This is a genomic window from Deinococcus sedimenti (genome assembly GCF_014648135.1).
Classification (GTDB): domain Bacteria; phylum Deinococcota; class Deinococci; order Deinococcales; family Deinococcaceae; genus Deinococcus; species Deinococcus sedimenti.
This window is the reverse complement of the sequence record NZ_BMQN01000001.1, coordinates 1136394-1154035: the sequence shown is the minus strand read 5'-3', so window position 1 is coordinate 1154035 and position 17642 is coordinate 1136394. Positions and strand designations below refer to the sequence as shown.

The 17642-nt window shown below is 68.3% G+C and carries 14 protein-coding genes; 3 read left to right on the top strand and 11 right to left on the bottom strand.

Annotated elements, in window-relative coordinates; genetic code table 11:
- Positions 1-34: 34 nt before the first annotated feature.
- From nrdE to IEY69_RS05720, 9 genes are all read right to left on the bottom strand, one after another.
- Positions 35-2122, bottom strand: a complete 2088-nt coding sequence (gene nrdE / locus IEY69_RS05760; protein ID WP_189072123.1) for a class 1b ribonucleoside-diphosphate reductase subunit alpha — start codon at positions 2120-2122, stop codon at positions 35-37.
- Positions 2101-2544, bottom strand: a complete 444-nt coding sequence (gene nrdI / locus IEY69_RS05755; RefSeq protein ID WP_189072122.1) for a class Ib ribonucleoside-diphosphate reductase assembly flavoprotein NrdI — start codon at positions 2542-2544, stop codon at positions 2101-2103. Before nrdI ends, nrdE begins: the two co-directional genes overlap by 22 nt.
- Entirely contained in the window at positions 2541-2969 is a 429-nt protein-coding gene (locus IEY69_RS05750) for an acyl-CoA thioesterase (protein WP_046844698.1), read from the bottom strand. Before IEY69_RS05750 ends, nrdI begins: the two co-directional genes overlap by 4 nt.
- A 457-nt stretch (positions 2970-3426) precedes the next feature.
- Positions 3427-4794: a protoporphyrinogen oxidase gene (hemG, locus tag IEY69_RS05745; RefSeq protein ID WP_189072121.1), complete on the bottom strand. Its 1368-nt coding sequence runs from the start codon at positions 4792-4794 to the stop codon at positions 3427-3429.
- Positions 4791-5747, bottom strand: a complete 957-nt coding sequence (gene hemH / locus IEY69_RS05740; RefSeq protein ID WP_058976806.1) for a ferrochelatase — start codon at positions 5745-5747, stop codon at positions 4791-4793. The genes hemG and hemH overlap by 4 nt, the downstream gene beginning before the upstream one ends.
- A 158-nt stretch (positions 5748-5905) precedes the next feature.
- Positions 5906-6982: a uroporphyrinogen decarboxylase gene (gene hemE, locus IEY69_RS05735; protein ID WP_229783656.1), complete on the bottom strand. Its 1077-nt coding sequence runs from the start codon at positions 6980-6982 to the stop codon at positions 5906-5908.
- 239 nt (positions 6983-7221) lie between these two features.
- Entirely contained in the window at positions 7222-7635 is a 414-nt protein-coding gene (locus tag IEY69_RS05730; protein WP_189072120.1) for a hypothetical protein, read from the bottom strand.
- A gap of 53 nt (positions 7636-7688) precedes the next feature.
- Entirely contained in the window at positions 7689-8018 is a 330-nt protein-coding gene (locus IEY69_RS05725; protein WP_189072119.1) for a cyclic-di-AMP receptor, read from the bottom strand.
- A 110-nt stretch (positions 8019-8128) separates the two neighbouring features.
- On the bottom strand, positions 8129-8638 hold the full coding sequence (locus tag IEY69_RS05720) for a transcription initiation factor IIE subunit alpha family protein (RefSeq protein WP_189072118.1): 510 nt from the start codon (positions 8636-8638) through the stop codon (positions 8129-8131).
- Positions 8639-9084: 446 nt separating this feature from the next.
- Here IEY69_RS05720 and IEY69_RS05715 point away from each other — a divergent pair, with 446 nt between their 5' ends.
- From IEY69_RS05715 to IEY69_RS05705, 3 genes are all read left to right on the top strand, one after another.
- Entirely contained in the window at positions 9085-9819 is a 735-nt protein-coding gene (locus IEY69_RS05715) for an ABC transporter ATP-binding protein (protein ID WP_189072117.1), read from the top strand.
- Positions 9809-11092 carry an ABC transporter permease subunit gene (locus IEY69_RS05710; protein ID WP_229783654.1) on the top strand — a complete coding sequence of 428 codons (1284 nt, stop codon included), beginning with the start codon at positions 9809-9811 and terminating at the stop codon, positions 11090-11092. Before IEY69_RS05715 ends, IEY69_RS05710 begins: the two co-directional genes overlap by 11 nt.
- Before the next feature lie 398 nt (positions 11093-11490).
- The gene (locus tag IEY69_RS05705; protein WP_189072116.1) at positions 11491-12339 is read left to right on the top strand and encodes a metallophosphoesterase family protein; all 849 of its coding nucleotides are present in this window, start codon (positions 11491-11493) and stop codon (positions 12337-12339) included.
- 50 nt (positions 12340-12389) lie between these two features.
- Here IEY69_RS05705 and IEY69_RS05700 read toward each other — a convergent pair whose 3' ends face one another.
- Both IEY69_RS05700 and IEY69_RS05695 read right to left on the bottom strand, forming a co-directional pair.
- A complete protein-coding gene (locus tag IEY69_RS05700) occupies positions 12390-14018 on the bottom strand; it encodes a fasciclin domain-containing protein (RefSeq protein WP_189072115.1) in 1629 nt (542 codons plus the stop codon).
- A gap of 181 nt (positions 14019-14199) precedes the next feature.
- A complete protein-coding gene (locus IEY69_RS05695) occupies positions 14200-17592 on the bottom strand; it encodes a DNA translocase FtsK (protein ID WP_189072114.1) in 3393 nt (1130 codons plus the stop codon).
- Positions 17593-17642 lie beyond the last annotated feature (50 nt).

Here is a 17642-nt window from a genome sequence, read left to right as displayed (position 1 = left end):
GTCTCTCGCTCCGCTCGGGGTCTGCGGACCCCCGTCAGATCGCGCAGTTCAGGCACTCGTCGATGCTGACCTTGCGCAGGCGCGTGTAGTACAGCGTTTTCAGGCCCTTGGCGTAGGCGTACAGGTAGTAGCGTTGCAGGGTGCGGGTGCTGGCGTTGCTGGGCACGAACAGCGTGCAGGAGATGCCCTGGTCCACGTGGCGCTGCGCGGCGGCGACGGTGTCGATCACGCGCTGCTGGTCCATGTCGTACGCTTCCTCGTAGAACCATTCGGTCATCTCGCTTAAGTGCGGCATGGGGTAGATGGTGCGGGCCTTGTTGCTCGTGCGGGTCTCGACGCGTTCGGTGATGGGCATGATGCTGGCCGAGGCGTTGCTGACGTAGCTGATGCTGCCCGTGGGCGCGATGGCCATGACGAAGGAGTGCGCCAGTCCGTGCGTCTGGATGTCCTGCACGAGCGCCTGCCAGTCGGCGCGGGTGGGGAGGTCGTGACCCTCGAACAGCGCGGCGACCTCGGGCGTGGTCGGCAGGAAGTCCTCTCGCAGGTACTGCGCGAAGTGCTCGCCGGTCTGGTAGCGGCTGCCCTGGAAGCCCTGGAACACGAAGCCGGTGTCCCGCGCGATCTGCATGCTGGTGCGGCGGGCGTGGTAGTGCACGGCGGCGAAGTACACGTTCACGAACTCCAGCGCCTCGGGGCTGCCGTACACAAGTTCGTTCTTCGCTAGGAATGAGTGCAGGCCCATGGCGCCCAGGCCGACGCTGCGCATCTCCTCGTTGGCGCGCTTCACGGCGGGCACCTCGTGGATGCTGGTCGAGCGGGCCACGTTGTCCAGCAGTTTCACCGCCGAGCGCACCACGCGCCCCAGGTCGCCGCTGGCGAGGCTCTGCTCGATGACCAGCGACGCGAGGTTGCAGCTGACGTCCAGGCCCACCTGATCCTTGTCCTCCTGCCCGTACGCGTGGAAGGTGCTGGGGAGGGTGGGTTGCAGGATCTCGCTGCACAGGTTGCTCATCTTGATCGTCCCGACGTTCGGGATAGGGTTCGCGCGGTTCGCGTTGCCCTCGAACAGCAGGTACGGGTAGCCGCTCTCGCCCTGCGTGACGGCGATGTCCTCTAGGATGCGGCGCGGTGACACGAGTTTCTTGCGCAGGCGCGGGTTGGCGGCCAGCGTGTCGTACTCGCGCGTCCAGTCGATGCTGGTGAACTCCCGCCCGGTCTCCTGGAACAGCGAGTGCGGGTAGAACTGGTAGATGTCCTGCCCGGCGCGCGCCTTCTCCAGGAAGATGTCCGGGATGGTCGCGCCCATCGAGAGGGTCTTCAGGCGGGCGTCCTCGTCTGAGGCGATCTTCTTCGCGCTCAGGGTATCCAGGAAGTCCGGGTGCATGACGCTCATGTAGATTGCGCCCGCGCCGGGCCGCTGCCCCGCCTGATCCGCGTAGCGCAGCATGTTGTCCAGCATCTTCGCCACGCCCATGACGCCCTTCGTGACGTTCTGAATGCCGCGCAGACTCTCGCCCCGCGCACGCAGGTTGCTGACCTCCACGCCGATCCCGCCGCCGCCCTTGCTGAGTTCCGCCACGAATGACAGCGTCTTTGTGATCGAATCCAGGTTGTCCGTGCAGTCCTGGAGCAGGAAGCAGCTCACCAGCCGCCCCGTGTTCGCCTTCCCGGAGTTCATCAGGGTGGGCGTGGCGGGCGTGAACGTCTGGTTCACCAGATGCTCCACGAGTTCCAGCGCTTCCGGCAGGGACTCGCTGCGGGCCAGCGCCGTGACACTCAGGCGGTCCTCGTAGCGCTCCAGCCACTGCTTGCGGTCGGGCGTCATGGTCGCGTACTCGCTGTAGAACTTGAACGCTCCCATGAACGACCGGAAGCGGAAGTTCAGGCTGTACGCCCGCTCGAACACCGCGCGGACCTCCTGCGGCGTAAAGCGCACGAACACGGCCGTGTCCCACACGCCCCGCTCGGTCAGCGTGGCGATCTTCTCCTCCAGGCTGGGAAAGGTCACGGTGTTCGGGTTGACCTTCTCGCGGAAGTACACCCGCAGCGCCTTCTGATCATGCGACGTGTCCACCACGCCGCCCGCGAGCACCTTGTTGTTCAGTTCAATCCAGGGATCCATTCGTTCGTCCTTTCCGCCACCAGGGGCGACACCCACGCTGCACTCGATTCCTTGCCCTGCTCCGCCAGCCACGCCAGCACCGCCGCGCGGTCCGCTACCGTCCCACCCTTGTTCAGCCGCGCCACCAGCGGCACCCCGAACTGCGCGGCGATCCGGTCGCCCGCCCGCCCGAAGTTCTCGCCCCAGTGGTAACTGCCGCTCGCCACCACGCCCCGCAGGCCCGCCCCGTGCTCGCGCAGGAACGCGGCGGTGCTGTCCGGCACCTGCCCCGACCCGAACGTGTACGTCAGCAGCAGGAACCCCTCACCCGGCGCGGGCGGCTCATCCCGCACCGACCCGACCGGCAGGCCCCCCGCCTCGCGCGCCAGGGCCGTCGCGAACCGCCGCACGTTCCCCGTCAGGGAATCGAAGACCAGCCTCACGCCTCTGCCGCCAGTGGAGGCACGGGTGCCGGTTGCCCGTCCTCACCCAGCGCCACGAGCGCGAACGTCCCCGCGCACGCCAGTTCCCGCGTCTCGCTGTACATGTCCTCACGGAACACGTCCACCTGCACCGTCATGCTCGTCCGCCCGGTCCGCACCACACGCGCCACGAGTTCCACCAGCGACCCCTGCGGAATCGGATGCCGGAACTCCATGGCGTCCAGGTGCCGCGTCACCACCTTCTTCCGGCAGTGCCGGGTCGCCGCGATGAACGCCGCCGAATCCATCAACGACAGCGCCTCACCGCCGAACAGCGTGCCGTGATGGTTCGTCAGGCCGGGAAAGACGACGTGCGTCACGCGCGTCTCACGCGGCGGCACGGGCGGAAGGCCGCCCAGCGGGGGACGGGACAGGGGCAGGGTCATGGAACACCTCTGAGGGGCTTCCGGTGAGTCGTCAGACGAACCCGAGCGGAGCGAGAGGAAGACGGGGAGGCCCGGCGGCGACGGAGGTGCGGGTTCGGCGGTGTTCCGAACGTGCGCCGCAGTCAGAGCGGGGCCGGGACAGGGGCAGCGGGGCAGAGGTTGTCAGGTGATCAAGGGAAAACCGCCTTGTGCCCCTTGCGCGGGGGCCGTGAAGTGGGCGTCTCTTTGCTGGGCGAGCGTTCGGACTGAGGACCGTGGCGCGACCGTGCCGGACTGAAACCCCTGGTGGGGCGTGACCGGACTTCCCTCTGTTCCCGCAAAGTGCTGCGTGTGCAGCGACTGCCGGAGTCTACATGCGGTACCCGGGTGGGTCAAATGCAGGTGCGGTATACATCATCTGGTATGACATGGGAACGCACCGCCTCCGGGATGGAAGCGGTGCGCGGTGGGGTTCAGTCTACGCGGTGACGGAGGTCAGGACGGCGCGGGCGGCGGTGCGTCCGGCGTTCACGCAGTCGGGGACGCCCACGCCGGTGTAGCTGGCTCCGGCGATCTGCTGGTGCGCGGGCAGCGAGGCGCGGATGCGGGCGATGTGGTCGAGGTGCCCGACGACGTACGCGGGGTTCTTGCCGCGCCAGTCGCCGAACGCGTGCCACAGCGGGTCGCCCTGCGCGCCGAACAGCCGCTCGGCGGTTTCCTGCGCCAGGACGCGGGCCGTGGCGGGTTCGATGTCCTTGAAGAACACGCGCATCAGGACGTGCCCGTCGGGGGCGCGGCCGTGCATCTTCGCGGAGTGCACCGTGATGGCCTTCAGGAGGGTGTCCTCGCTGGCGTCCACCTGCAGGCCGTGCAGGAGCATGTCGCCGGGGAACTGCTCGGCGCGGTACGCGAGGACCACGGCGACGCTGCTGTTCGCCTTGAGCTGCCCGATCAGGCTGGCGGCCTCCGGGTAGTCCCGCTGGTACATGGCGCTCGCGTACCAGGCGGGGGTGGTGTTGATGACGGCCCGGCCGCGGAGTTCCTCGCCGCCCGCGAGGGTCACGCCGTGCTCGTGCACGCGCAGGACGGGGGTGTTCAGGCGGATCTCGCCGCCGGTGAGGCGTTCCTGTAGCGCGCGGATCAGGGTGCTGGTGCCTTCCTGGAAGGACATGAAGACGGGTCCGGCAGCGCGGGGCGTGGCGCGGCTGCCGCGGATGACGCTGCCGTACTCCTGTTCCATCTTCAGGAACTGCGGGAACGCCGCTTTCATGCTGAGTTCCAGCGGGTTCGCCACGTAGATCCCGGCGGCGAGCGGCACGATGAAGTTCAGGCTTTCCGGCCCGAACCGCCGCGTGAGGAACGACGCCAGGGATTCGTCCTCGTCGGTGGGGGGCTTGGGCGGCACGTGCTGCTCGTCCAGGTAGCGGCGTAGGCCCTCTGGGGACAGCACGCCGCTCTGCAGGAACGAGTCGTCGTCCAGTGGCACGAACATCTTCATGTTCGGTGGGAACGGCAGGAGCTGGCCGCCGCGCAGGAAGTAGATCTTCTTCGTGTCCTCGCGCGGGTGGATGACCTGTGCTTCCAGGCCCACCTCGCGCGCCAGCTGCGCCGCGTACGGCTTGCCGAGGATGAACGCGTCCGCGGCCCGCTCGACGAGGAAGCCGTCCTCGGTGCGTTCGGAGTGCAGTTTCCCGCCCAGGTAGTCCCCGGCTTCGAGCAGCACGAACGGCACGCCGCGCGTCTGGAGTTCCCAGGCGGCGCTCAGGCCGGTGATGCCGCCCCCCACGATGATCACGGGCAGGTCACCGCCCAGGGCTGTACCGTCCTTCACTGCGGCGTCGGTCATGACAGCGCGGCCACCTTGCGTTCCAGCACGCTGGCGAGCGTCCCGATGAACAGCGGGTCCGTGTTCAGGGCGGGGGGGCGCACCAGCGTCATGCCCAGCTCGGCGGCGGTTTCCTGCGCGGCGATGTCGATGTCGAACAGGATCTCCACGTGGTCGGACACGAAGCCCACCGGCACGCTGACGACCTTCCGGATGCCCTTGCCGGACAGGTCGTGCAGGTGCTCGTCGAGTTGCGGCCCCAGCCACGGCTCGGGGCTGCGCCCGGCCGACTGGTAGCTCCACGACCACTGGTCGTCGCGCAGTCCGGCGGCGGCGGCGATCAGGCGCGCGGACTCGTGCAGCTGATCGGCGTACGGGTCACCCTCGCGCAGAATGCGGACCGGGAGGCTGTGCGCGCTGAGGATCACGTGCACGTCGTCCCGCTCGCCCTCCGGGAACGCCGCGATGCCCTCGCGGACGCGGTTGGCGAGGGCCGTCACGTACCCGCTTTCGGTGTGGTACTCGTTCACGAACTCGAAGTCGATGTGGCCGTGGTTCATGCTCAGGCCCGCCTTGATCTTCTTCTGGTACTTCGCGACGCTCATGCTCGAGTAGTGCGGGGCCAGCACGATCGCTACCGCCTGCGTGATGCCGTCGTCGAGCATCTCGCGCACGGCGTCCTCGATCCACGGGTTCCAGTGGCGCATGCCGATGTACGCCTTCAGGGGCCGCTGCACGCGCGCCTGGAGTTCCTGCATGGTCGCCTCGACCTGCGCGCGGGTGAATTCCGGCAGGGGGCTCTTCCCGCCGATCTGACGGTAGTTGTTCGTGATCTCGTCCAGCACGGCCTGCGTTGTCACGCGCCCGGCGCGGATGTCCGCGAGGTACCCGGGCATGTCTTCCAGGCTCTCGGGGCCGCCGTAGGCCATGAACAGCACGCCCAGCGGCGCTTCGGTGTGGGTGGAATCGGTCATGTCGCTCCTCTCAGGTCACAGGGGGGAATGGTTCGTTTGGGGCGGGAAGGCTTCCACCTCCGGTGCAGTGCGGAAACAGCGCCACACTGCCCCTTCGGTTCCAGCCTCCCCGGTTGATCGTTGCTCGCTCCGCTCGGGTTGACTTGGGTGGGCCGCGATTACTTGGCGGTCTGTTCGTGCACGTAGTCCACGAGGCGGCGGACCATGTCCACGGGCGTCTCGGGCAGCAGGCCGTGTCCCACGTTGAAGATGTGTCCGGGGCGGCCGTCCACCTCGGCCAGGATGCGGTCGGTCTGGTGCTTCAGTTCACGCCAGGGGCCCTGCAGCAGCAGCGGGTCGAGGTTCCCCTGCACGCCCTGACCGGGCTGGATGAGTTTCCAGGCGTCGTTCAGGGGCGTGCGCCAGTCGATGCCCATGACGTCGCTGCCCAGCGAGGACATCTCGGGAAGGAGGTGGTGGGTGCTCGTGCCGAAGTAGATGACGGGCACGCCCAGCTTCTTGGTGCGTTCGATCAGGCGGCCTGTGGCGGGTTTCACGTACGTCACGTAGTCGTAGATGCTCAGCGCGCCCACCCACGAGTCGAAGATCTGCACGGCCTGCGCGCCCGCCTTGACCTGCTCGGCCAGGTAGTCCGCGAGGATCGTCTCGAACTTGTCCATCAGGCGGTGCCACGCGGCGGGCTCGCCGTACATGAAGCGCTTGGTGCGCTCGTAGTTGCGGCTGCCCTTGCCTTCAATGGCGTAGCTGGCGAGCGTGAACGGCGCGCCCACGAAGCCGATCAGCGGCACGCCGCGCGGGTCGAGTTCCTGCCGCACCAGATTGATGGACTCGGCGGTGTACGGCATGACTTCCGCAGCGGCGGGCACGCCCAGGCGGTCCACGTCGAAGGGCGTCTCGATGCGGTTGCTGATCTGCGGTCCGACGCCACCCACGAAGTCCAGGTCCAGGCCCATGACGGGCAGCGGCGTCAGGATGTCGTTGAAGAGGATCGCGGCGTCCATCGCCATGGCCTTAATGGGCTGCAGGGTGATCTCGGCGGCCAGTTCCGGCGTGCGGATGCACTCCAGCATGCTGCGCCCGGCGCGCAGCGCGCGGTACTCGGGCATGTACCGCCCGGCCTGCCGCATGAACCACACCGGGGTGTGCGGAGCGGCCTCGCCGCGCATGGTCTTCAGGAACGCGGAGTCGCGGTTGGTGGCATCTGGGGTCAGGACGGGGGTGCTGGGTCGGGTCACAGTGAAGGGCTCCTTGCAGGGGTGGGGGTGCGCCGCGTGGGCACAGGTCGAGTGGGCGAGAAAGCCGCACCGGAACGGCGTCGGGTGGGGCAGCGCCCGGTACTCTAGCGGAGAGCCTTCCAGTCAATCATCCCGGACCAACCGGTCGGTCAGCGCAGCCCAGTGCAGGGCAGTCCAGAGCAGGTCAGCGCTCACATTCTGGGCGGCGCACGTCCGGCAGACCGTACCCGCTGTGCCAGTCAGGCCCGCACCCCTGCCCTGCGTCGTCGCACCGCACGCCGAACACTGCCGATCAGGGCGGTCAGCGCTATCCCAGCCAGCGCCAGGGGCAGCAGCGTCAGAGTCCCCACCGCCACTGAAGACCAGACTGGCAGCAGCACCACTGTGACCAGCGCCGCGACGCCGTGCCGGGCGGCCCCCCTGCGCCCCAGCCCACCGAGCAGCGCGGCGGGCAGCAGGGTCAGCAGGCCCAGGCGGACGAAGTCAGGCCCGGTGGCCTCCAGATTCCGCCACAGAGCCTGCGGGCTGAACCATGCCTCGCTCAGCCGGAACCCTTCCCCGGCACGCAGGACCAGCAGGGTCGCCAGGAAGACGAGCACGCTGCCCGTCGTGTACAGGAGCGCCCGCCAGATCCCACCCAGCAGGAATGGCAAGGGGCCGGAGGGGACGACCTCGCCCAGCCTCCGGCCCGCGTGACCTGAGCCGTTCAGACCTTCACGAATTCCTGCACGCCCATGACGAACATCACGGCGCCGCCGACGGGCACCTCGACCGGGTCGTTCACGAGGCCTTCGTTCTGTTCGCCCATGGGGACGCTGGGGGCGACGAGGCGGGTGCGGGTGCGGCAGGTACGCTGCACGTGCCGTTTGAGTTCGTCGAGGCGGTCGTCGGACACGCCGATCATCAGAGTGGTGTTGCCCTCGCGCAGGAAGCCGCCGGTGCTGGCGAGTTTCGTGACCTCGAAGGCGTTCTGGGACAGCACGCGGACCAGGGCGGTCGCGTCCGCGTCCTGAATCACAGCCAGCACGAGTTTCATGCCCGGCAGGATACCAGACCGTCCGTGAAGGTTCCGTCAGGCAGGTCAGGCAGCGTCGCGGGTGGGCATGAAAAACCCCCGCCGGAGCGGGGGCGTGCGTGCGCTGAGGTTCAGGCGACGGCTTTCTTGCGGCCCGTGGCCTTCTCGGGTGCGGCGGTGTCCTGCCCGAGCGCCTGGGTTTCCTTCAGGCGGAAGATCACGAGGCTGCCCACGAAGGTGCAGGTGATCATGCCGTGGGCGTTCAGGAGGCTCAGGGCGGACATGACGTCCTCGCGGGTCATGCGCAGCTGGTCGCTCATGTACAGGGCGCTGTCGGCGCGGCCCTCGAGGTAGTCGCGGACCTTCTTGGCGTCGCTGGTCAGGGGGGTGGCGGGCACGTCGGCGAGGCCGGGGTCGGCCAGGCCGTACACGGCGCGTGTGCCGGTGCCGGGCAGGCGGCGCACGCGGCCCTGGTCGAGCAGGCTGGCGAGCGCGGCGCGCAGGTGGCTCAGGGCGAGGCTGGTCGTCTTGGCCAGTTCGGTTTCGACCCATTCTGGTTTGCTTTCCAGGGCTTTGAGCACCAGCTTCTCGTTGGCGCGGCGGGTTTCCTGCAGGTCTTCGAGGGTAGGGGGATTGAACATTCGGTCCTCCGGGCGCTGCGGGCCATGGGGTGGCGGACGCGGCGCGGAACTGTGGCGGGTCAGGAGCGGTCCCGCATCCCACCTCGGTGGGAGCAGGTCCGGTGAACTTGGGTGGAGTGATTCCGGGCGAGTGAACGGCGGGCTCGACAGGCGCGATTCTTGAACGCAGTGCAACCTTACGGCCTGAACTGGCCTCTAGCGCAACTTTCCTATTGTTACAGATTTTCTCTCATCTTGCATGAGCTGACGGGGGCTTGTTTTTTATGGACGTCCTGTGTCCCTGAACGCGAAAGTGCGTGATAGCGGGGAGTTCTCGGGCAGTTCACATCCGTCTCATGCGAGGACCTAGAACGATTCAGCGCCGCTCTGGCCGGTCGGCGCGGAACGGAACGGTCACCTTCGGCGTATGGGGCTGCGTTCCCCCAGATGGGGGCACCAGGAGACGCATGCTCGACATTCAGAACATCACCAAGACCTACGGCAGTTACCGGGCGCTGTCCGGCATCACGTTGCAGGCCAACGGAGGAGAGGTCTTCGGTCTGCTCGGCCCGAACGGCGCGGGCAAGACCACCCTGCTGCGCATTCTCGCCACCCTGCTGCGCCCCAGCAGCGGCAGCGCCAGTCTCGACGGTCACGACATCACCCGTGATCCGGAAGCGGTGCGCCGGTCGGTGGGCGTCGTGAACGGTGGCATGGGCCTCCCCGCCCGCCTGACCGGACGCGAGGTGCTGCGCTCCTTCGCCACGCTGTACGGCATGACCCGCGCGCAGGCCGACGCCCGCATCGCGGAACTCGACAACCGGCTCGAACTGGGCCGCACCCTGGACGTCCGGGCCGGGGAGTACTCCACCGGCATGAAACAGAAGGTCGTGATCGCCCGCGCCGTCATCCACGATCCTCCCGTGCTGATTCTCGACGAGGCAGCCAGCGGACTGGACATCTTCGCGCGCCGCACGCTGCTGGACTTCGTGCACGCCACGCGCGCGCCGGGCCGCCTGACCGTGTACTCCACGCACGTCATGAGCGAGGTCGAGGAAGTCTGCGACCGGGTGGCCATCATGCACGAGGGGAAACTGCTGAACGTCAGCTCCATCCCCGAGGTGCTGGACCGCACCGGCGCCGCCAGCCTGGAACGAGCCTTCTTCGCACTGGTCCGTCCGGAGGCCCCCCATGCGCGCTGACCGGACCCCGCCGCGCGCCGGTCTGCGCCCCGGCATGGTCTGGCAGATCGCCCTGCGCGACCTGATCACCACCCTGCGTGATCGCCGCACCCTGAACGCCACGATCCTAATGCCACTGATCCTGATTCCGCTGCTCACGCTGGGCCTGCCCCTCCTCATGGGCAACCTGATCGGCGGACAGCAGCAGTCGCGCCAGCAGCTGGGCGTGGTCGGCACCCTGCCTGAGAGTCTGCGCGCCGCCCTGAGCAGCGACGAGAGACTGCCGGACGGCACCGTCACCCGCGCTGGCGTGGACCTCGTGCCCGTCACCGACCCCCTGACTGCCGTGCAGGACGGCACCGTGGACGCCGCCGTTCAAGCTGCCGGCCCACTCCCCACCCGCGCCGGAGACGCCACCGGAACGCTGAAGCTGTACGCCAAGCTGAGCAACCTGCGCGCGCAGACGGGCGCCTACAGCAAGGTGCAGGACGTCATCCAGGGGTACAACCGTCAGCTGACCGTGCAGCGGCTGAGTACACTCGGCCTCGGCGCCGACACCCTCGAACCCGTCCGCATCCAGCCCGTGGACGCCAGCAGCGCCCAGGAGCGACGCAGCGGTCAGCTGGCCTTCCTGATCCCCATGCTGATGATGCAGTTCATCCTCGCGGGCGCCCTGGCCACCGCGCTCGACGCCACTGCCGGAGAAAAGGAACGCGGCACGCTGGAAAGCCTGCTCGTGGCGCCCGTCCGCCGCGCCGAGGTCGTCGCCGGAAAACTGCTGGCCACGGCCACCACTGCCCTCACCAGCGCCGCATTCAGCGTCGCCGGGTTCCTCCTGAGCGGCGTCGCCATGCGCCTCTACCAGGAGAACAACCCCGGCCAGTCCTCACAGATCGTGCAGGCGATGGGCGGTCAGCTCAGCCTGAACCCCACCGCGCTGCTGACCGTGCTGGGTATCGCCCTGACGACGGCCCTGCTGATCAGCAGCCTGATCATCCTGATCGGCATCTACGCCCGCACCTTCAAGGAGGCGCAGACGTACGTCGCACCTATCAACCTGCTCGTCGTCCTGCCCGCCGTGATGCTGCAGTTCGCGGACTTCCTGAATGCCAGCGCCGCCCTGTACGCCACGCCGCTGATCGGCGGGATGCTGACCATCCTGGACACCGTGAAGGGCAGCCCCGACGCCGCACACGCGGCACTGGCGGTCGCCGGGAATCTGGGCGGCACCCTGCTCTTCAGCCTGCTGGCCCTGCGGTCCTTCGGCCGTGAGGAAGTCATCTTCCGCAACTGACAGCGGCGTTCAGGGAGACTGAGAGGTTTTCTCAGGCTCTCTGAAACGAGGAGCGCGAGGATTCGCCGCCATCAGTGGTTGGAGGTGACATTGAAGGGCGTGGCTTTGGCCCTTCAATGGAACTGGACACCGATGTGAACACAGGTGCCGGAGGTATCGAAGGGCACACTCAAGACCTCCGAATCGAGCGGAGCAAGCACCTGAGATAGGCAGTGGTGTGCATTGGCCTGGAGGAGTCCGTTGCGGGACGCTCCGGGCCATCGTCGCTGGAGCCATGCTTTGATCAGGGTGATGAACTGGCCCTCCGCTGTGTTCGGGAAGATAGAGGACGTGCGTGCCCGCGACAGTGGGCCGCGGCTTCCAGTGGTACGCACCCCCCTGTACTAGAATGCCGCCCGATGAGGATCGCCGTCCTGGCCGACATTCACGGGAACGCCGACGCCCTGACCGCCGTGCTGCGCGACGCCCACGATCAGGGCGCCGAACGGCTGATCGTGAACGGCGATGTCGTCAACCGCGGGCCCGACTCCGTGCAGGTGCTCCAGACGCTGCTGGACCGGCAGGACGTGACCTTCACGTTGGGCAATCACGACGACCTGCTGCGGCTGTGGCACACCCGCAGCGACGCGCTGCCCACCGCCTGGTATACCGACCCGTTCTGGGGTGCGACCGACTGGAGCGCCACGCAGCTGGACCGCGCAGGGCTGCTGGACGTCCCCGCCGCGTGGCCCATGACGTTTGATCTGCGCGAGCCGGGGCTACCATCCGTGCAGATCGCCCACGGCACCCGCGACCACTACCGCGAGAGTCTCAGTGAGCGCAGCGACCCCGACCGACTGGACCAGCTGCGCACCGGGCCGGACGGCACAACCTACGGGGTGCTGATCGGCTCGCACATTCACCGGCCCGTACAGCACGAGCACATGGGGACCCTGATTCTGAATACCGGCGCGGTGGGGTCTCCCGCCACCGGCGATCCACGAGCCCAGTATCTCCTGCTGGACGCCCATTCCGGAGGCTGGCAGGCCACCCTGCGCGCTGTGCCGTACGACCGCAGCGAAGTGCTGCGCCGCTTCCAGACCAGCGGCCTGCTGAACACCGGGCTGAGCGCCCGCATCTTCCGGGACGAGATCATCACCGCGCGCAGTCTCTACACCCCGTACTGGACCTGGACCGAACAGGACGGGCGGCCAAGGACCGAGGCGACCTGGACGGCCTTTCTGAACCAGCACCTGCAACCCACCTGAACGGCCGGAGGCCCCCTGCGAGTACGAGGGGGCCTCCGGCTGGTCGTGAATTACTTCAGGGTGGGGGGAATCAGAACCATGTCCAGCGGGTAGATGACGCTGTTACCAGCGTCGGCGCGGGTGCTGACCATGCCGCCGGTGATCATGTCGCCGTTCCGGACGCCGACCTTGTAGGCGGTGCCGTCGACCATCAGGTCGATGCTGCTGCCTTCCATGGAGCGGAGCTGCGCGACGTTCAGGGCGTCGTCGATCACGCGGCCGGTGACCACGTGGTACAGCAGCACCTGCTTGAGCTTGTCGTTGTCGGCCATCAGCATGTCCAGGGTCGCCTGGGGCACCTTGGCAAAGGCGTCATTGGTGGGGGCGAAGATCGTCACGTCGCCGGCCATCAGGGCGTCGACCAGACCGGCCTTCTGCACCAGGCTCAGCAGCGTGCTGAACTGCGGCTGCGACAGCACTTCCGTGATGTTCGCGCCGGACTGCGCGCTGGCGAGCGTGACGACCGTGACGGTGGTGGTCGTGGTGGTCATGTCGGCGGGCGCGGTGGGCAGGACCAGATCGGCGGGCAGCAGCACCTGGTTGATGGCGTAGATGTACCCGTTGCTCGCCATGATGGGCGCGCCGTCGACCATCGCCTCGTTCACCATCTGGGTGGTGCCGTCGAGCTTGAAGTTCAGGCTGGCGCCCTGCTCGCTGCGCATCTGCGTGGCGGCGGCCACCTGATCGGCCGTGACGCGGCCCTGCACGACGTGATACGCCAGGACAGCTTTGAGGGTATCGGGGTCGCTGGCGATCAGGGCCAGGGTGTCGGCGTCCACGGCGGCGAAGGCGTCGTTGGTGGGCGCGAAGATCGTGAACTCGTTGTTGATGAGCATGTCGGTCAGCCCGGCGTCGCTGAGCAGGTCGCGCAGCGTGCTGAAGCGCTCGTCACTGACCAGCATGTCGTATACGGTGGTCGTGCTGGCCATATCGGTCGTGGCCGTGGTGGCGGCCGTGTCGGTCGTGGTGGTGGTCGTGGTCGTCGTGGTGGTGGTCGTGCTAGACATCCCGACCGGCATCACCGGGATGGACATGATGTCCGTCGCGGCGGGCGCAGTGCTCATCGGGGCCGGGGCGGGGGTGGCCACGGGGGCGGGGGTCGTGACCGTGACCGTGTCGGCGGCCGGAGCGGCGGCCATCGCGGGCATCAGGACGGTGTCGACCACGTGCACGATCCCGTTACAGGCCATCACGTCAGCCTTGGTGACCATGGCGTTGTCCACCATGACGCGGCCGTTCATGGTGCCGATCAGGACGCTGCCGCCCTGCGCGGTCTTCGCGGAGGACATGTTCATGACCTGCTTGGCCGTGACCTTGCCGGGCACCACGTGGTATAGCAGGATCGAGCGCAGCAGCGCCGGGTCGTTCAGGGCGGCGGCCAGCGCGTCGCTGGGCAGCTTGGCGAAGGCCGCGTTCGTGGGGGCGAACACGGTGTACTGCCCGCTCATGAGGGTCTGGGTCAGGCCGGCGGCCTCGACGGCGGTGGCCAGCGTGCTGAAGTTGGGGTCAGTCGAGACGATCTGCGCGATCGACTTGCAGGCGCCCATGGGCATGGGGGCGGCGGGAGCGCCGGCCCCACCAGCGAGAGCGGGGGTGGCGAGCATCAGGCTCAGGGTGAGCAGACCAGTGTGCTTCTTCATGAGATCACCTCGGAAAGTGGATATTGAACTGCGGGTTTCCGTCAAACAATCTTCACCACGCGCCCAGGAAAAGCAACTTTCGGAAGTAATCTTGCAGGTCAAGTAAATAAAAAAGGCCCAAAAATTTGGACCATTCTCATTCTATATTCAGAAGCTTGAGGATTCCCTGATCCACCGGGGGTCACCGGCCGAAGTATTCCGACAGGTCCGCCTCGGTCACCAGAACCTCGCGAGGCTTGCTGCCCTGATGCTTGCTCACGATGCCCATCGCCTCCAGCATGTCCATCAGCTTCCCGGCCCGGGCGTGCCCCACCGACAGCCGCCGCTGCAGGCGCGACACGCTGCCCTGCCCCTCCTCGATGGCGATCTGAGCCGCCTGCCGCAGCAGCGGATCACTGAAGTCCATGTTCGACTTGTCACCACTGGGCCCACTGGCCTCCACGCCACCCTCGAAGTCCGAACCGTACGCCTCCACGAAGGCGTCCTCGAACACCTGACGGCGCAGCTCATCCGCGATCCGTGCGGACTCCACCTCGCTGATGTACGGCCCCTGCAGGCGGATCGGTTTCACGAGGCCTGGCTGGTAGAACAGCATGTCGCCCATCCCGGTCAGGCGCTCGGCGCCCAGCGCGTCCAGGATCGTGCGGCTGTCGTGACTGCTGCTCACCGCGAACGCAATTCGCGCGGGCACGTTCACCTTGATCAGACTGGTCAGGATGTCCACGCTGGGCCGCTGCGTCGCCAGCACCAGATGCATCCCGGTCGCGCGGGCCATCTGCGCCAGGCGCATGATCGCCGACTCGACCTCCTTCGGACTGGTGATCATCAGGTCCGCCAGCTCGTCGATGATGATCACCAGGTGCGGTAGTTCCGTCTCACCGACCTGACGCATCTTCGCGTTGTACTGCTCGAGGTTCTTCGCGCCCACCTGCGACATCATCTTGTAGCGCCGCTCCATGTGCGCCACCGCGCCCAGCAGCACCCCCGCCGCGTCCACCGGGTTCGTCACGACCGCCCGCACCAGATGCGGAATCCCGTCGTACGGCGTCAGTTCCACCATCTTCGGGTCGATCATCAAAAACCGCAGCTCGGTCGGCAGGTACTTGAACAGCAGGCTGGTGATCAGCGTGTTCACGCACACCGACTTCCCGCTGCCCGTACTGCCCGCCACAAGCAGGTGCGGCATTTTCGCCAGGTCGCCCACCATCATCTCGCCGTCAATGCTCTTGCCGAGAATGATCGGCAGTTTCGCCCGCGAGCCCTTGAAGCTCGGCGCGGCCGCCGCCTGATGGAACGTGATCGGTTCACGCTCCGCGTTGGGGACCTCCAGGCCGATCACGCTCTTGCCCGGGACCGGCGCCTCGATACGCACCCCGCCCACCGCCAGCGCCCGGGCCAGATCGTTCGCGAGGCCCGCGATGCGGCTGATCTTCTCACCCGGCGCGGGCTCGATCTCATAGCGCGTGACGGTCGGGCCGCGCGCGTAATCCACCACGCGCGCCTGCAGGTTGAAGTGCCGCAACGTCTCGTCGATCAGGCCCGCCCGCTGCCGCGCCGAGATGTCCAGCGCCTCGGTGTTCAGCGCCGCGCCCGGAATCGGATCGAGCAGCGTCTCGTCCGGCCGAGCCAGCGGGAGCGCCCCCTGCACCGGGCGGGCATTCGCCTCGCCCGTGAACAGGGGCAGCGGGGTCGAGGGCGGTGGAGTGGGAACCCGCCGCTCGGGCTGAGGGCTCTCCCAGGGCGCCGGTTGCGCCGCAGCGGATCCCGCCGGCTCCTGCACCGGGACGGCAGGAGTGGCCGCCGGGCCGAACGGCAGGTCATCATCGTCCCAGCCGGTAAAGGGGTCCATGCCGCCCGTCACGTCCTCCAGACCGGGAACAACCGGATCGGCCCGCACCTCCGGCACGTAGGTGGGCGCGGCGCGCTGCGCGGCGGGCGGCTGTGGTGCCGCGCCTGACCGCACGGGCGCCAGCCCCGGCCCCGGAGTCCTCAGGGCTGCTGGGGGCGCCGGATCGACCGCGTCCCAGTCCAACCCGGCCGGATTCAACGGCGCAGGGACCGGGGCAGGGGAGGGGAAGCCCTCCGCACGGACGGCTGTACCGGCAGCGGCGACCGCCATCCCGGCCCCGGCGCGGACCGGCGGTGTCCACAGCGGAGCGGCCGAGACCGGTTCCGCAGAGGCCGACTCACGTGAGGGCTGGACCGAGGGCGTCCCGAAATCGAAGTCCAGGGTGGGGAGCGTCGGCGCCATTTCCGGGACGGGCTGCGCGGCCAGCGCCTCGGCACGGCGGCGCGCGTCCTCCTGCGCGCGGGCCAGCTGCGCCCGCCACCCCGACGGATCCGCCATCACCGAGTCCGGATCCGAGCCCAGCGCCTCCGCCAGCGCCTCGGCCAGCTCGGTGGGCGCACGGTCGAACGCTGCCGTCAGCTCCGGCCAGCCCACGTAGGCGGACGCTCGGGCCCGCCACGCGGTGAACGCCTCGGCCAGTTCCGCCCAGTCCCGCTCACGCGCAGCGTGTGCGGGCAGCTCGCGCGCCAGCAGCGCCGCGTCCGGCTTGCCCAGGCACTTCTCGGCCGCCTTCCGGTCCCGTTCGAGCCGGCCCGCCCGCTGCGCGAGCCGCTGCACCTCCAGCACCAGCGTCCGCCGCAGACGCTCCAGCGCCGCGCTCGCCATGGTGCTGGGCAGCTCGGCACTCAGGTCATGCCGACCGGCACGGACCTCGTTCGCCACGGCCTCCACCTGCGCTCCCGCTTCCGGCGCTTCGGCCTCCACGTCCGCCCTCAGGTCCCGCGCGGCGTTCCCGACGAACATCCGCGCCACGTCACGCCACGCGACCAGCTCCCTGTCGAGATTCTTCAGGCCCGCCTCGTCAAGCCCGCGGACCTCACGGCTCGCGCCCCGCAGCTCATCGTGAAGGCCCGCGAGTTCCGGCGCCTGCGGATAGAGGCGCCGCAGGCCCTCGACCTCGCGCAGCAGGTTCGCCAGCCCCTGCCGGGCACCCACCCGCGCCCGCGCCGCGTCCCGGCCCTCCTGGCGGGATTCGATCACCCCCTGCACCTGCGCCGCCCCGCGACCCAGCAGGACGCTCAGACCGCGGAAGAACCCCTTGAGCAGCGATACGGGCGCCAGGCGCAGCATCACCTCGACACCCAGTGTCAGGGTCAGCAGCGGCAGCAGCGCCGCGGCGTAACTCAGGGCGCCCACCAGCGGCGTCATGGCCAGACCCGCCAGCTGCCCCGCCTGACCCGGCTGCGCCACCTCGTGCAGCGACAGCAGCGACAGCACCACCAGCACGCCCCCCAGCACGCGCCTGGTCAGGTTGCCCACGTCCCGATTCAGGAAGACCAGCGTGCCGTACGCCACCGGAATGACCGGCAGCAGCGTCGCCGCCCAGCCCAGCCAGCCCACCAGCAGCGCCCGCGACTGCCCCATGAACGATTCCGATCCCGGCTGCGCCGACTCCATGAACACCGTGACGCCCAGGAAGATCCCGAGCGCGAACAGCACCAGGCCCAGGGCCTCTCCGTCGAACCGGCTGACCGGAGCTGCACCCCTCGAACGCACCTTCGCCATGCCGGGCAGTGTACTCCAAAAGCAGGTGCAATTCCCGACCAGCACGGCAT

Bases quoted from the DNA above. Each gene is read 5' to 3' on its own strand.
- nrdE (WP_189072123.1), bottom strand. From the start codon at position 2,122: ATGGATCCCTGGATTGAACTGAACAACAAGGTGCTCGCGGGCGGCGTG.
- IEY69_RS05700 (WP_189072115.1), bottom strand. From the start codon at position 14,018: ATGAAGAAGCACACTGGTCTGCTCACCCTGAGCCTGATGCTCGCCACC.
- IEY69_RS05720 (WP_189072118.1), bottom strand. From the start codon at position 8,638: ATGTTCAATCCCCCTACCCTCGAAGACCTGCAGGAAACCCGCCGCGCC.
- IEY69_RS05695 (WP_189072114.1), bottom strand. From the start codon at position 17,592: ATGGCGAAGGTGCGTTCGAGGGGTGCAGCTCCGGTCAGCCGGTTCGAC.
- hemG (WP_189072121.1), bottom strand. From the start codon at position 4,794: ATGACCGACGCCGCAGTGAAGGACGGTACAGCCCTGGGCGGTGACCTG.
- IEY69_RS05715 (WP_189072117.1), top strand. From the start codon at position 9,085: ATGCTCGACATTCAGAACATCACCAAGACCTACGGCAGTTACCGGGCG.
- IEY69_RS05725 (WP_189072119.1), bottom strand. From the start codon at position 8,018: ATGAAACTCGTGCTGGCTGTGATTCAGGACGCGGACGCGACCGCCCTG.
- hemH (WP_058976806.1), bottom strand. From the start codon at position 5,747: ATGACCGATTCCACCCACACCGAAGCGCCGCTGGGCGTGCTGTTCATG.
- IEY69_RS05705 (WP_189072116.1), top strand. From the start codon at position 11,491: ATGAGGATCGCCGTCCTGGCCGACATTCACGGGAACGCCGACGCCCTG.
- IEY69_RS05750 (WP_046844698.1), bottom strand. From the start codon at position 2,969: ATGACCCTGCCCCTGTCCCGTCCCCCGCTGGGCGGCCTTCCGCCCGTG.
- IEY69_RS05710 (WP_229783654.1), top strand. From the start codon at position 9,809: ATGCGCGCTGACCGGACCCCGCCGCGCGCCGGTCTGCGCCCCGGCATG.